General features: G+C 66.6%; 12 protein-coding genes. 8 read left to right on the top strand and 4 right to left on the bottom strand.

The window, feature by feature from the left end; translation table 11 throughout:
• Positions 1 to 78: 78 nt before the first annotated feature.
• Genes V3596_RS06240 through V3596_RS06255 form a run of 4 tightly spaced genes read right to left on the bottom strand, consistent with a single transcriptional unit; the run spans position 79 to position 4933 of the window.
• Positions 79 to 1734, bottom strand: a complete 1656-nt coding sequence (locus tag V3596_RS06240) for a DHA2 family efflux MFS transporter permease subunit (protein WP_395386136.1) — start codon at positions 1732 to 1734, stop codon at positions 79 to 81.
• Positions 1731 to 3005 carry an HlyD family secretion protein gene (locus tag V3596_RS06245; RefSeq protein ID WP_334276824.1) on the bottom strand — a complete coding sequence of 425 codons (1275 nt, stop codon included), beginning with the start codon at positions 3003 to 3005 and terminating at the stop codon, positions 1731 to 1733. The genes V3596_RS06240 and V3596_RS06245 overlap by 4 nt, the downstream gene beginning before the upstream one ends.
• Before the next feature lie 18 nt (positions 3006 to 3023).
• Positions 3024 to 4427, bottom strand: a complete 1404-nt coding sequence (locus V3596_RS06250) for an efflux transporter outer membrane subunit (RefSeq protein ID WP_334276825.1) — start codon at positions 4425 to 4427, stop codon at positions 3024 to 3026.
• Positions 4424 to 4933, bottom strand: coding sequence for a MarR family winged helix-turn-helix transcriptional regulator (locus V3596_RS06255; protein WP_334276826.1), 510 nt, complete (start codon positions 4931 to 4933; stop codon positions 4424 to 4426). Before V3596_RS06255 ends, V3596_RS06250 begins: the two co-directional genes overlap by 4 nt.
• 104 nt (positions 4934 to 5037) lie before the next feature.
• On the opposite strand from V3596_RS06255, the gene V3596_RS06260 reads away from it, so the two are divergent.
• From V3596_RS06260 to V3596_RS06295, 8 genes are all read left to right on the top strand, one after another.
• Positions 5038 to 6822, top strand: coding sequence for an ABC transporter transmembrane domain-containing protein (locus V3596_RS06260; RefSeq protein WP_334276827.1), 1785 nt, complete (start codon positions 5038 to 5040; stop codon positions 6820 to 6822).
• Between the two features lie 168 nt (positions 6823 to 6990).
• Positions 6991 to 7521, top strand: a complete 531-nt coding sequence (gene yfiR, locus V3596_RS06265) for a regulatory sequestration protein YfiR (protein WP_334276828.1) — start codon at positions 6991 to 6993, stop codon at positions 7519 to 7521.
• Positions 7518 to 8795: a diguanylate cyclase DgcN/YfiN gene (gene dgcN / locus V3596_RS06270; protein WP_334276829.1), complete on the top strand. Its 1278-nt coding sequence runs from the start codon at positions 7518 to 7520 to the stop codon at positions 8793 to 8795. Before yfiR ends, dgcN begins: the two co-directional genes overlap by 4 nt.
• 48 nt (positions 8796 to 8843) lie before the next feature.
• Entirely contained in the window at positions 8844 to 9356 is a 513-nt protein-coding gene (yfiB, locus tag V3596_RS06275; protein ID WP_334276830.1) for an outer membrane lipoprotein YfiB, read from the top strand.
• Positions 9357 to 9420: 64 nt separating this feature from the next.
• On the top strand, positions 9421 to 10380 hold the full coding sequence (locus V3596_RS06280; RefSeq protein ID WP_334276831.1) for a DedA family protein/thiosulfate sulfurtransferase GlpE: 960 nt from the start codon (positions 9421 to 9423) through the stop codon (positions 10378 to 10380).
• 11 nt (positions 10381 to 10391) lie between these two features.
• Entirely contained in the window at positions 10392 to 11198 is an 807-nt protein-coding gene (locus tag V3596_RS06285; protein ID WP_334276832.1) for a thymidylate synthase, read from the top strand.
• Entirely contained in the window at positions 11195 to 11710 is a 516-nt protein-coding gene (locus V3596_RS06290; RefSeq protein ID WP_334276833.1) for a dihydrofolate reductase, read from the top strand. Before V3596_RS06285 ends, V3596_RS06290 begins: the two co-directional genes overlap by 4 nt.
• 1 nt (position 11711) lies before the next feature.
• Positions 11712 to 12290: a DUF4337 domain-containing protein gene (locus tag V3596_RS06295; protein ID WP_334276834.1), complete on the top strand. Its 579-nt coding sequence runs from the start codon at positions 11712 to 11714 to the stop codon at positions 12288 to 12290.
• The last annotated feature ends 13 nt before the right edge of the window (positions 12291 to 12303 follow it).

Raw genomic sequence — 12303 nt, forward strand, 5'->3', positions numbered from 1 at the left:
ATTCAAACACATTGCGGGGTGCTGCAACGCACCCCGCACCCCTCATATCAGTGACACGGTGTGACCGCGCTCAAGCACTCAGTGAGCGCCACCCGCATCCACCGCCGCCGCTACCAACTTGGGCGGCCGGCGGGTCATCCAGATGAAGGCAATCAGGACGAGGAACAGCACGGCCGAGACCAGGAAGATGTCGTCCGCCGCCCGGGTAAAGGCCTGCTGGTCGATCTGCCGGTTGATCTGCGCCCAGGCCTGTTCGACCGACATGCCGCCGCTGGTCATCCTGGCCACCGCTTCCGCTGCCACCGTGCTGCCCTGGCCAAGGTTCTCGACCATGTGCTGGTGGTGCAAGGCCGCCCGGTTCTCCCACAGCGTGGTGGCGATCGAGGTGCCCATGGCGCCTGCCGTGATTCGCACGAAGTTCGACAAGCCCGCCGCCGCCGGCAGGCGGTCTTGCGAAACGCCAGCCAGGGTCAGCGTGGTCAAGGGGATGAAGAAGAAGGCCAGCGCCGCGCCCTGCAGAATCGTCGGCACCATGATGGTGGCGAAGTCGGTCTGCGTGGTGAAGTTGGAACGCATGATCAGCACGACCGCGAACATCACGAAGGCAAACGTGCCCATGGCCCGCGGATCGAAGCGGCTGACGTTCTTGCCCACGACCGGAGACAGCAGAATGGCCAGCAGACCGACCGGTGCCAGCGCCATGCCGGCGTCCGTTGCGGTGTAACCCATCCACTGCTGCAACCACAGCGGCAGGAGCACCACGTTGCCGAAGAACAAGCCGTAGGCCACCGACAAGGTGCCTGCACCAACCGCGAAGTTCCGCCCGGCGAAGAGCCGCAGGTCCACCACCGGATGCTCGTTGTAGAGCTCCCAGATCAGGAAGAACAGGAAGCCGACCACCGCGGTGACCGCGAGGATCTGGATCTCGCCGCTGGCGAACCAGTCGAGTTCCTTGCCCTTGTCCAGCATCAACTGCATCGCGCCGACCCAGATCACCAGCAAGGCCAGGCCCACGCCGTCGATGGGCAGCTTGGCTGTTGGTGTTTCGCGCTTGTGATAGATCGTCCAGGTCAGGAAGGCTGCGAACAAGCCGACCGGCACGTTGATGTAGAAGATCCAGGGCCAGGAAATGTTGTCGGTGATCCAGCCGCCCAGGAGCGGACCGACCACCGGGGCTACCAGCGTGGTCACCCCCCACAAGGCCAGGGCCGTCCCCGCTTTCTCGCGCGGATAGCTGGACAGCAACAGCGTTTGCGACAGCGGGATCATCGGCCCCGCCACCAGGCCTTGCAGCACGCGGCAGGCCACCAGCATCTCGAGCGAATGGGCGAAGCCGCAGAGCCAGGAGGCCAGGACGAACAGCAGCACGCTGGTCGTGAACAGGCGCACCGCGCCAAAGCGGCGGGTCAGCCAGCCGGTCAGCGGCACCGAAATCGCATTCGCCACACCGAAGCTGGTGATGACCCAGGTTCCCTGCACCGGGCTCACGCCAAGGTCACCGGCAATCGCGGGCAGCGACACGTTGGCGATGGACGAGTCCAGCACGTTCATGAAGGTCGCCAGCGACAGCGCCAGCGTCCCGAGAATCAGGCTGGAACCATGCAGCGGCGCCGGCAGATTCACTGGAGCCCCTCGGCCCGCGGGTACGCCGTCCGATCCCCCCAGGGGATCCGGGCCGGCTTGGGAGCGGCCCTGCGCTCGGCCCGGCGGTGCTTCTGCGCCAGGGCTGCTCATCCCTGCACCTTGCGGCTCGCCATCGGAGCAGACTTGATGGCGCGGCCGAGGTTGGCCCTGATGATGCGATCCACGTCGGCATCTGCGGCAGCTTCCGAACGCTCATGCACCTTGGTCTCGATGCTGGCTGCGGGGCGCGTGGCATCGACCAGCGACTTGCCGCTCTGGTCCGACACATCGACGTCCACATTCATCGACAAACCCACGCGCAGCGGATGCTCGGCGACCTGCCTGGCGTCGAGCGCGATGCGCACCGGCACGCGCTGCACGACCTTGATCCAGTTGCCGGTGGCGTTCTGCGCCGGCAGCAGCGCAAAGGCCGCGCCAGTGCCGGCCGACAGGCCGACGATCTTGCCGTTGAACTCGACCTTCTTGCCGTAGACGTCGGCCACCAGCTTGGCCGGCTGGCCGATGCGCAGATGATTCAACTGGCCTTCCTTGAAATTGGCGTCGACCCAGACCTGCTGCAGGCCGACCACGGCCATCAGCGGCGCGCCGGCGGCCACGCGCTGGCCCAGTTGCACGCTGCGACGAGCCACCCAGCCGTCCACTGGCGCAGGCAGCTCGGTGCGCTGCATGGCCAGGAAGGCTTCACGCACACGGGCCGCAGCGCGCTGCACATTCGGATGCTGCTCGGCCGGCACGCCATCGGTCAGCACCTGATTGCTGGAGAGCTGCTCGCGAGCGGCCGACAGTGCCGATTGGGCGGCGGCCACACTGCTGTTGGCGGTGGTGATCTGCGAGAGCACGTGCTCGTATTCTTCGCGGCCGATGGCGCCGGTCTCCACCAGCGGCGCACGGCGCTTGGCGTCCGCCTGCAGGCGAGCAACTTCGCTTTGCGCGCGCTGCACATCGGCTTCGCGCAGCTTGATCTGGGCAGCCAGGGTGCTGTTGTTGGCGTACAGCGTGCGCACTTCGCGGACGGTCTGGGCCAGCTGGCTTTCAGCCTGCTCCAGCGCGACCTTGGCATCCGCCGGGTCCAGGCTCAGCAGGGTCTGGCCGGCCTTCACGTAATCCGTGTCATCTGCATGGATGGCACGCACGGTGCCGCCCACCAGCGGCGTGATCTGCACGACATTGGCCTGCACATAGGCGTTGTCGGTGCTCTCGACCTTGCTGCCGATCAGCTTCTCGTAGGCCATATAGCCGCCGAAGGCGAGCAGCACGGCCACGGTGAGTAAGGTCAGCGCCTTGTTGCGCTTGCCGTTGCGATTGCCGTTGCCGTTGCCGTTGACTGCGGCGGCGGGAGTCGTTTGATTGCTGTCGTTCATGGTGATTTTCTTGCTGAATCAGTTCGTGGTGTCGTTCCAGCCGCCGCCGAGGCTGCGGGCCAGGTTCACTTGGCCAAGGAGGGCCTGGGCGCGCAGGTCCAGCGCCTGGCGCTCCTGCTGCAGCAGCGACAGGCGCGCATTGAGCACGGCCAACTGGCTGCTGAGGCCGGCGCTGCGGCGTTGCTGCGCCAGGTCCAGCAGCCTTTGCGACTGCGCCAGCGACTCGGCCTGCTCGGCCGTCTGGGCGCGCAGCGATTGCAGGCCGGTGTACTGATCGCTGGCATCGCGAACGGCGTCCAGCAACGCAGCGTTGTACGAGGCAACCGCAGCATCGGCCTCAGCCGCCGAGCCCGTCAACTGGGCGCGCAGGCGACCGGTATCGAAGATCGGCAAGCGCAAGGAAGGGCCGAAGCCGTACTGGCGGCTGCCGGCATTGATCAGGTTGTCCAGGCCGATCGAGCTGAACCCGGCGAAGGCGCTCAGCGTCACATTCGGATAGAACTGGGCACGCGATTCCTTGACCTGCTGCGTGGCGGCTTCAACGCGCCATCGCGCCGCCACCAACTCGGGGCGGCGGCCCAGCAGATCGAGTCCCGGTGCCACATCGGCCGGCCAGGGTTGCGCAGCGGGCAGCTTGGCTAGCAGGCTGTCCAGCGTCTGCGGTGCCTGGACCGTCAGCGCAGCCAGCTGGTGGCGCAGGATCGTGGCCTGCGCGTTCAGGATCAGGCGCTGGCGGCGCAGCTCGGGCAGCGGCAGCTCGGCATTGCGAAGCTCTTGCGCGCCGTCGAGACCGGCTTCGCTGCGCTGGCGCACCAGGGCAAGCGCCGCCTGGCGCTCGCCCGTCATGCGGTCCAGCAACTCGGCTTGGGCCTGCACCTGAGCCAGCGAAAGATAGGCGCGGCTGATCTGGGTGGCGAGCACGAGGCGGGCTGCGGCCATGTCAGCCTGGCTGGCCTTGTGCTGGCCCAGCGCTGCGTTCAGCGCCGCGGCATGCTTGCCAAAGAAATCCCATTCATGGCTGATGCCTGCCTGCAAGGTGGCCGTGGTTCGGATGGTGCCAGCAATGGGGGGCGGGATCAGGCCATGCTCGGTGTAGCGCTGGCGGCTGGCGTCGAGGCCGAGGCCGACGACGGGCTTGTCTGCAGCAACTGCAGCTTCAACCATCGCCGCCGCCTTGTTCATGCGCGCCTGGACCAGGGCCAGATTGGGCGACTCCGCCAGCGCACGCTCGATCAGCGTGTTCAGCTGCGGGTCCCGGAAGGCGGCCCACCATTGCTGGTCGAAGGCGGCCTTGCTGCTCTCGCTCAGGCCGACCTTGTCAGCGGCCAGCGGCGCTGCGGGCTTGGGCAGCGCCGGAATCTGGGCACAGGCGGCCAGCATTGCAGCGGCCGCAAGCGCCACGAGGGTACGGGAGTGGATCATGGTTGCTTGTCAGTTGATTCGATGTTGCTGCCTTCGGCGGCGCGCAGCGCGTCGCCGTTGATGGCAAGACGCTGCAGCATGGAAACCAGGCTGCGCCATTCCTCGCGCGTGAAGCCGGCGAGCAGCTGGTTGAAGATGTCGGACAGCACGGCGGGCACCTCGGCCGTGGCCTGCTGGCCCTGCTCGGTCATGGTGACGATGACCACACGGCGGTCTTCGTTGCTGCGCTCGCGACGCACCAGGCCCTTGGCCTCCAGGCGGTCCAGCAGCCGGGTCAGCGCGCCAGGGTCGATGTTCAGCTCGGTTGCCAACGTGGCCACCGGGCCTGGGCCTTGCAGCCGCAGGTGCAGCAAGGGCGCCCACTGGGCGTGAGTCAGACCAAGCGGACCCATGTGGCGATCGGCCATGCTGACGATGGAGCCGGTGATGCGCTTGATCAGCCAGCCCAGGCTCTCCTCACGGCGGTAGCTCTCGGCGCTGTAGAACTTGACGGGTTTGGGTGCCATGGGCGAAGAATTTAATTGCCTAGGCAATGATTGTCAAGGCAATTAATCGCTGACAATGCCCGGCAGGCTTGCTTTGCGCCCGACTCGCCCCACCTGGACCCGCCATGACCGACGCCTCCCGACACGAACTCAGCAAGGCCGCGCCGAGCGCCTTGCGCGGCCTCCTGCCTTTTCTTCGCCCCTATCGCGGCCGCATCATTGCCGCCGTGCTTTTCCTGGTGCTGGCGGCGCTGACCACGCTGGCCTTCCCGCTGGCGCTGAAGGGTCTGATCGACCAGGGTCTGGTTGCCGCAGACCAGGGCGCGCGCATCATGGCCTTGCGCGAGCACTTCCTGGCGCTGTTCGGCGTAGGTGCCCTGCTCGGCATCTTCTCTGCCCTGCGCTTCTATTCCGTGACCTGGCTGGGCGAGCGCGTGACGGCGGACCTGCGAACCGCCGTCTATTCCCATGTGCTGAAGCAGAGCCCTGAATTCTTCGAGACCACACAGACCGGTGAAGTCCTGAGCCGCATCACCACCGACACCACGGTCGTGCAGACCCTGGTCGGCTCCAGCCTGTCGATGGGCCTGCGCAATACGGTGATGGGCATTGGCGCGATGGTGATGCTGGTCGCCACCAACCCCTATGTGATGACGCAGGTACTGGGCATCCTCGTGCTCGTGGTGCTGCCGGCGATCTATTTCGGTCGCCGCGTGCGCAAGCTCAGTCGGGCCAGCCAGGACCGCGTGGCCGACACCAGCGCCATCGCCGCCGAGGTGCTCAATGCGGTGACCGTGGTCCAGAGCTACACGGCCGAGCGCCGCGAGGCCGAGCGCTTCGCCAGCGCCAGCGAGAGCGCCTTCGACACTGCTCGCAAGCGCACCCGCGTGCGTTCGCTGCTGGTCGCATTCATCATCACCGCCACCTTTGGCTCCCTGATCTGGGGGCTCTATCAGGGCACGCAGGCGGTGATTGCCGGCAAGATCACGGCTGGGCACCTGGGCCAGACGGTGGTCTACGTCACGCTGCTGGTGTCGAGCGTGGCCGTGCTTTCGGAGGTCTGGGGTGACATGCTGCGCGCCGCCGGCGCCACCGAGCGCCTGGTCGAACTGCTCAACACCCAAAGCCCGGTCCGCGAGCCGGTCAAGCCACTGGCTCTGCCGCCCGCGAGCGGCGGCTCTTCGGTGCAGATCGAAGGCCTGCGATTCAACTATCCCTCGCGGCCTCTTCACCCCGCGCTGGATGAGGTATCGCTGGACATCGCACCCGGCCAGACCGTGGCCCTGGTCGGCCCGAGCGGCGCCGGCAAGAGCACCGTCTTCCAATTGCTTCTGCGCTTCTACGACGCCCAGTCCGGCCAGGTCCGGCTCGACGGCATCCCAATCCGCGACCTGCCGCTGAGCGAGTTGCGCGCTCGCATCGGCCTGGTCCCGCAGGACAGCGTGATCTTCTCCGCGAATGCGATGGAGAACATCCGCTACGGCAAGCCAGGAGCCACGGACGAAGAAGTGATGGCCGCGGCCAAGGCCGCCTTTGCCGACGACTTCATCCGCAAGCTGCCCGAGGGTTACCAGACCTTCCTTGGCGAACGCGGTGTGCGGCTTTCAGGCGGCCAGCGCCAACGCATCAGCATTGCCCGCGCGATGCTGAAGAACCCGCCGCTGCTGCTGCTGGACGAAGCCACCAGCGCGCTGGATGCTGAAAGCGAGCGCATGGTGCAGGCGGCACTGGAAGTCGCCATGCGAGACCGCACGACCCTCGTGATCGCCCACCGCCTGGCCACGGTTCAGCGGGCAGACCGCATCGTCGTGCTGGACCAGGGCCGCATCGTCGAACAAGGCCGGCATGAGGAGCTGGTGCAGGCCGGTGGCGTGTACGCACGGCTGGCGGCGCTGCAGTTTCAGGGCTGAGCAAGGAGCGAGCGGGCGCCTTGCAGCCAGGGTGCCCCCTGGGTTCGGGGATGTGTTCGCTGCTCGCCGCGCTTGGGGCCCTTAAACTCAGGGCGTCCCCTTGCCTGCCCCATGCGTCCTGGTTCCTTCCCCCCCCTCGCTGCCCAGCCCTGCCGAATCCTGGCCTGCATGTGCGTCGCTGTCGGGCTGTTGGTCAGGCCGGCCGCCGCCGCAGAGGCGCCGCGCACGCTTGCGCAGGCCCAGACCGGCTTGACGACAGCCGAACTGGTGAACGCCATCCTGGGGTACACGGTCTGGATCGAACCGGATCGCAACGGACTGCTACTCTGTGTCAGCCGTGGCGCTGTGGACGCTGAGGCCATCCTTGCCCATGCCAAGCTCCTGCGCCTGCGCTGGCCGGTGTCGGGCCGCACCATAGAGCCGGACGAGCCGCCACCCGCTCCCTGTGACGTGATCATCTTCGAGGGTTGGCAAGCGCTGCCGCAGCGGCAAGCCTTGCGCAGCCTGGCGGGGCGTCCCGTGCTCAGCATCGGCCAAGGCAGCGAATTCTGTAGTGATGGCGGGTTGTTCTGCCTGACGCCGGATCGCGCAGGGCTGCGATTCGAGGTCAACCTCGATGCGGTGTCGCGCAGTGGGCTGCGGGTTCATCCGCAGGTACTGCGCCTCGCGCGCCCCCGGCCGCAAGGGGGAGTCGGATGAACACGGACCTGCGCTCGTCCCCACTGCCCTCGGTGGCGTCGGTGCTGCGGCGTGCCCAGCTGCGGGTTGCCTTCCTGACCCTGCTGGTGGTCGGCTCGGTGCTGATCGTCGGGATGCTGGTGTCCTTGCGGCTCAACCAGCTCAAGCACTTGAACCTCGCGGCCCAGTCGCTCGCCTACACGAGCGAGGCCACCGTGGTATTCCGGGACGCGCACTCGGCCACCGAGCTGCTGGCCGATGCCGGAGCGCGCGACGAGCTCGCGGGTGCACGCATCGTGCTCGCTTCGGGCGCGACGCTTGCACAATGGCAGCGGCAGACGCGCTGGCCGAGGCTCGAGGCCGTGGTCGACACCTTGTTGCCGCTGCATGCCGAGGCCGAAATACGCTTCCAGTCGCAAGTGGTGGGTCGTCTGCAGCTACGTGGCGATGTTGCCCCGCTTCTGGTGGCCCTGGGCTGGTCGCTCGCCGCCGCTGCACTAGGGATGCTGTTGAGCGGGGAGGCTGTCATGCTGATGACCCGGCGCCTCACGCAGATGATCGAGGCACCCCTGATCGATCTGGCAGCGCAGTCCCGCTACGTTCGCGAGGCCAGGGCCTACGGGACCCGGGTCCAGGGCGCTTCCATTCGGGAGATTGACGCGCTCGCCAACGACTTGAACGCGCTGCTGGACGAGGTTCAGGCGCACGAGGCTGAGCTGCTCCACCGGCACGAAGCCTTGCAGTCCGACCATGCCGACCTCGCGGAACGTGCCAGCCGCGACTCGCTGACCGGTGTGGCCAACCGCGCGCATTTCGAGCGCCGGCTGGACGAGGCGCTGGCGCGGGCCGAGGCAGGCGGCACGCGGCTGGCGCTCTTGTTCATCGATGCCGACAGGTTCAAGCAGATCAACGACCAGCATGGCCATGAAGCGGGCGATCAGGTGCTCATCGCGCTGGCGCAACGTGTTCGCAGCGCCGTGCGCGAGCACGATCTGGTGGCACGTTTGGGGGGCGACGAGTTCGTGGTCCTGATCGAGCCCTTGCGCCATGCCGACGATGCTCCGCGTGTGACGCAGCAAATCGAGGCGCTGGTGGCGCGCCCACTGGCCCTGCCGACAGTGGCGGGCACCATCGAGATCACGCCTGGCGTCAGCGTCGGCCTGTCCCTCTATCCTGAACATGGGCGCAGCGCTGAAGCCCTGCTCAGGCACGCGGATGAATCCATGTACCGACGCAAGCGCGTGCGCCGGCTCAACCTTGCCGAGCCGGCTGTGAGCGACGTCTCGAAAGACTGAGCTCGTATTTGCAAGGACCCGGCTCGGCCCATTTGCCTCCACAAGCCCATGAAGTTGATCCCACGCCGAAGCCTTCTCTGCCTGCCCCTGTCGGTCTTCGCCGCGGCCTGCCAGCAGGCGCCTCTGCAGGCCCCTGAGGCCTCGCGCCGTCAGCCCCTGACGACGCCTCAGGCGCGTGTGCTGCGAGAGCTGGGCTTTGAGCCGGTGGGCGACGACTGGTCACTGAACCTGGCGGCCAGCGTGCTGTTCGATTTCGACTCCGATCAGGTTCGCGCTTTGCAGAAACAGCAACTTGAGCGCATCGGCCGCACCCTTGCCCAGGTTGGTCTGCTGGGCCTTCGTGTGGAGGGCCACAGCGACAACGTCGGCGACGCCGACTACAACAAGCGGCTGTCCTTGCGTCGCGCCGTCTCCGTCGCGCAGGTCCTGGCCAGTGCAGGCCTGGATCGAGCCCATTTGCCGACGCAGGGCTTTGGTAGCGCCAAGCCAATTGCCGACAACGGCAACGAATCCGGCCGGGCGCAGAACCGCCGCGTGGTGCTGATCGCCCCCTCGCTCTAGGCGGGCAGAGCCGAGACCCTGCGCAGCAACGCGCGCGTGGCCGCACTGCGTCAGAATCGCCGCCATGACCATGCGCACCCTTGTCGAACTGCTGGTCCAGCATGGCATGCTGCTGGTTTTCCTCGTTACCTTTGCAGCACGGGTCGGCCTGCCGGTGCCGGCGGCTCCCCTGCTCGTGGTGGCCGGAGGGCTGGCAGCGACCGGCGACATCTCCTGGCCGGCCGCTTTGGCTGCGGCCATGGCGGCCAATCTGCTGGGCGACGCGGTCTGGTTCCAGGCCGGCCGCGCCTACGGTTACCGGGTGATGAAGCTCCTGTGCCGCATCTCGCTGTCGCCGGACTCCTGTGTGCGGCAGAGCGAATCGATGATCGCGCGCTGGGGCGGCAGCTCGCTGCTGGCGGCGAAGTTCCTCCCCGGCATTTCTGTCGTGGCTGCGCCCATGGCTGGCGCGCTGGGCATGAGCTTTCTGCGCTTTCTGGGCTTCGACCTCTTGGCCGCGCTGCTGTGGAGCGGCATCTTCCTTGGGCTGGGCCTGCTCTTGAGCGAGCAGATCCAGCAGACCTTGGACATGCTGGCCAACGCGGGCATGGCGGCGGCAGCAGTCATCGCGATGATCATCGTGGCGCTGGTGTTGCGCCGCTGGTGGCGGCGACGCCGCTTTCTGCGCGATGTGGAGTCGCCGCGCATCTCGGTCAGCGACGCCTTTGCCCTGATCCAGCAAGGCCGGGAGCCGATCTTTGTCGACGTGCGTGGCGAGGCCAGCCGGGCTGCCGACCCGCGCCACATTCCTGGGGCGCTGTCGCTCGATCAGCTCCGCATCCGGCGTGAGCAGGGGCTCGGGTTCTCGGTGGATACCGAGGTCGTTCTCTACTGCAATTGCCCCAACGAGGTGACTGCCGCCATTGCGGCCAATACCCTGCTCAGCCAGGGCTTCACCCGTGTCCGCGCATTGACCGGCGGCCTGGATGGCTGGGAAAGAGCCGGCCGCCCTTTGGCGGGCACCACCGCTGTCGCCGCTGAATAGAATCCACCTCCATGCAGCCCACCTCCTCCCAGTACGAAGACTTCATGCGCCATGTCTACGAGCATGGCGTGTCCAAGAGTGACCGCACCGGCACCGGCACGCGGAGCGTGTTCGGCCATCAGATGCGCTTCGACCTTGCCAAGGGCTTCCCGCTGGTGACCACCAAGAAGGTGCACCTGAAGTCCATCATCCTGGAGCTGCTGTGGTTCCTGCGCGGTGACTCGAACGTGAAGTGGCTGCAGGAGCGCGGCTGCACGATCTGGAACGAATGGGCGCGCGAGGACGGCTCGCTGGGCCCGGTGTACGGCGTTCAGTGGCGCAGCTGGCCCAAGGCAGACGGCAGCCATGTGGACCAGATCGCCGAGGTGGTGAAGCAGCTCAAGACCAACCCCGATTCGCGCCGCATCATCGTGAGCGCCTGGAACGTGGCCGAGCTGGACCAGATGGCGCTGATGCCCTGCCACGCGTTCTTCCAGTTCTATGTGGCGGACGGCAGGCTTTCGTGCCAGCTGTATCAACGCAGCGCCGACATCTTCCTGGGTGTGCCCTTCAATATCGCGAGCTATGCGCTGCTCACGCAGATGCTGGCGCAGCAGTGCGACCTGGAGCTGGGTGACTTCATCTGGACCGGCGGCGACTGCCACATCTACAGCAACCATTTCGAGCAGGTTCAGACGCAGTTGTCGCGCACGCCGCTGCCCTACCCGACGATGAACATCAAGCGCCGCCCGGCTTCGATCTTCGACTACGAGTTCGAGGACTTCGAGCTGCTGGGCTATGAATCGCATCCAGCGATCAAGGCGCCTGTTGCTGTATGACCGAGGTCACATTGATCGCTGGCGTGGCCAGCGATGGCGCCATCGGCCGCAACAACGAATTGCTGTGGCGCTTGCCTGAGGACATGGCTCACTTCAAGGCCTTGACGCTGGGCCATCCGGTCATCATGGGTCGCAAGACCTGGGATTCGCTGCCCGAGCGCTTCCGGCCGCTGCCGGGGCGCCGCAACCTCGTCTTGAGCCGGCAAGCGGGTCTGTCGCTGAGCGGCGCGGAAGTCCATGCCGGGCTGGATGGCGCCTTGCAGGCCTGCAGCGAAGCTCCGCAGGTCTTCATCATCGGCGGTTCGCAAGTCTATGCAGCCGCCCTGCCCCTGGCTGACAGCCTGGAGCTGACCGAGGTCGAGGCCGAGTACGCCGACGCCGACGCGCATTTCCCGGTCTGGGATCGGCAGGTTTTCAACGAGGTATCACGCGAGCGCCATGCCAACGCTGCGGGCCTGGTCTTCCATTTCGTGCGCTACGAGCGCCAAGACAAGAACAAGAAGGAAATCTGAGATGTCCGGACACGGATTCCATGTGCACGGCCCGCATGACCATGAGCTGGAACATGCGGCCCAGCACGAGCCCAAGGGCCTTGCCGGCCAGCTGGCAGTGATCACGGCCATCCTGGCCACGGTGGGCGCGATGTTCTCCTACATGGGCGGCGCCACCCAGGCCAATGCCGGCCTCTACAAGAACGACGCGGCGATCAAGAAGACCGAGGCCGCCAACAAGTGGGCCTACTTCCAGGCCAAGAGCGGCAAGCAGAACCTGACCGAGATCGCCATGGACCTGGCGCCCACGGAAGAGCAGAAGGCCAGGTACCGGAGCAAGATCGAGCGCTACGAAAGCGAGAAGAACCAGATCAAGGCCGAAGCCGAGAAGCTGGAAGCCGAATCGGCCGAATGGGACCACAAGAGTGCCGAGCAACTGCATCAGCATCACCGCTGGGCACAGGCCACCACCGCGCTGTCGGTCTCCATCGCCCTGGCCGCCATCGCGCTGCTGACCAAGAAGCGCTGGATGGAAGTGGCCACCATCGCCATGGGTCTGGTCGGCATCGCGCTGGGCGGCGTGGCCTGGTTCCACCTCTGACAAGGACCTGCAG

Origin of the sequence: Roseateles microcysteis (assembly GCF_036880965.1) — a bacterium.
GTDB lineage: Bacteria > Pseudomonadota > Gammaproteobacteria > Burkholderiales > Burkholderiaceae_C > JAUASW01.

Excerpts from the sequence above, each read along its gene's own strand:
- V3596_RS06240 (WP_395386136.1), bottom strand. The coding sequence starts at position 1,734 with ATGAGCAGCCCTGGCGCAGAAGCACCGCCGGGCCGAGCGCAGGGCCGC.
- V3596_RS06295 (WP_334276834.1), top strand. The coding sequence starts at position 11,712 with ATGTCCGGACACGGATTCCATGTGCACGGCCCGCATGACCATGAGCTG.
- yfiR (WP_334276828.1), top strand. The coding sequence starts at position 6,991 with ATGTGCGTCGCTGTCGGGCTGTTGGTCAGGCCGGCCGCCGCCGCAGAG.
- V3596_RS06290 (WP_334276833.1), top strand. The coding sequence starts at position 11,195 with ATGACCGAGGTCACATTGATCGCTGGCGTGGCCAGCGATGGCGCCATC.
- V3596_RS06280 (WP_334276831.1), top strand. The coding sequence starts at position 9,421 with ATGACCATGCGCACCCTTGTCGAACTGCTGGTCCAGCATGGCATGCTG.
- V3596_RS06250 (WP_334276825.1), bottom strand. The coding sequence starts at position 4,427 with ATGATCCACTCCCGTACCCTCGTGGCGCTTGCGGCCGCTGCAATGCTG.
- yfiB (WP_334276830.1), top strand. The coding sequence starts at position 8,844 with ATGAAGTTGATCCCACGCCGAAGCCTTCTCTGCCTGCCCCTGTCGGTC.
- dgcN (WP_334276829.1), top strand. The coding sequence starts at position 7,518 with ATGAACACGGACCTGCGCTCGTCCCCACTGCCCTCGGTGGCGTCGGTG.
- V3596_RS06245 (WP_334276824.1), bottom strand. The coding sequence starts at position 3,005 with ATGAACGACAGCAATCAAACGACTCCCGCCGCCGCAGTCAACGGCAAC.
- V3596_RS06285 (WP_334276832.1), top strand. The coding sequence starts at position 10,392 with ATGCAGCCCACCTCCTCCCAGTACGAAGACTTCATGCGCCATGTCTAC.
- V3596_RS06260 (WP_334276827.1), top strand. The coding sequence starts at position 5,038 with ATGACCGACGCCTCCCGACACGAACTCAGCAAGGCCGCGCCGAGCGCC.
- V3596_RS06255 (WP_334276826.1), bottom strand. The coding sequence starts at position 4,933 with ATGGCACCCAAACCCGTCAAGTTCTACAGCGCCGAGAGCTACCGCCGT.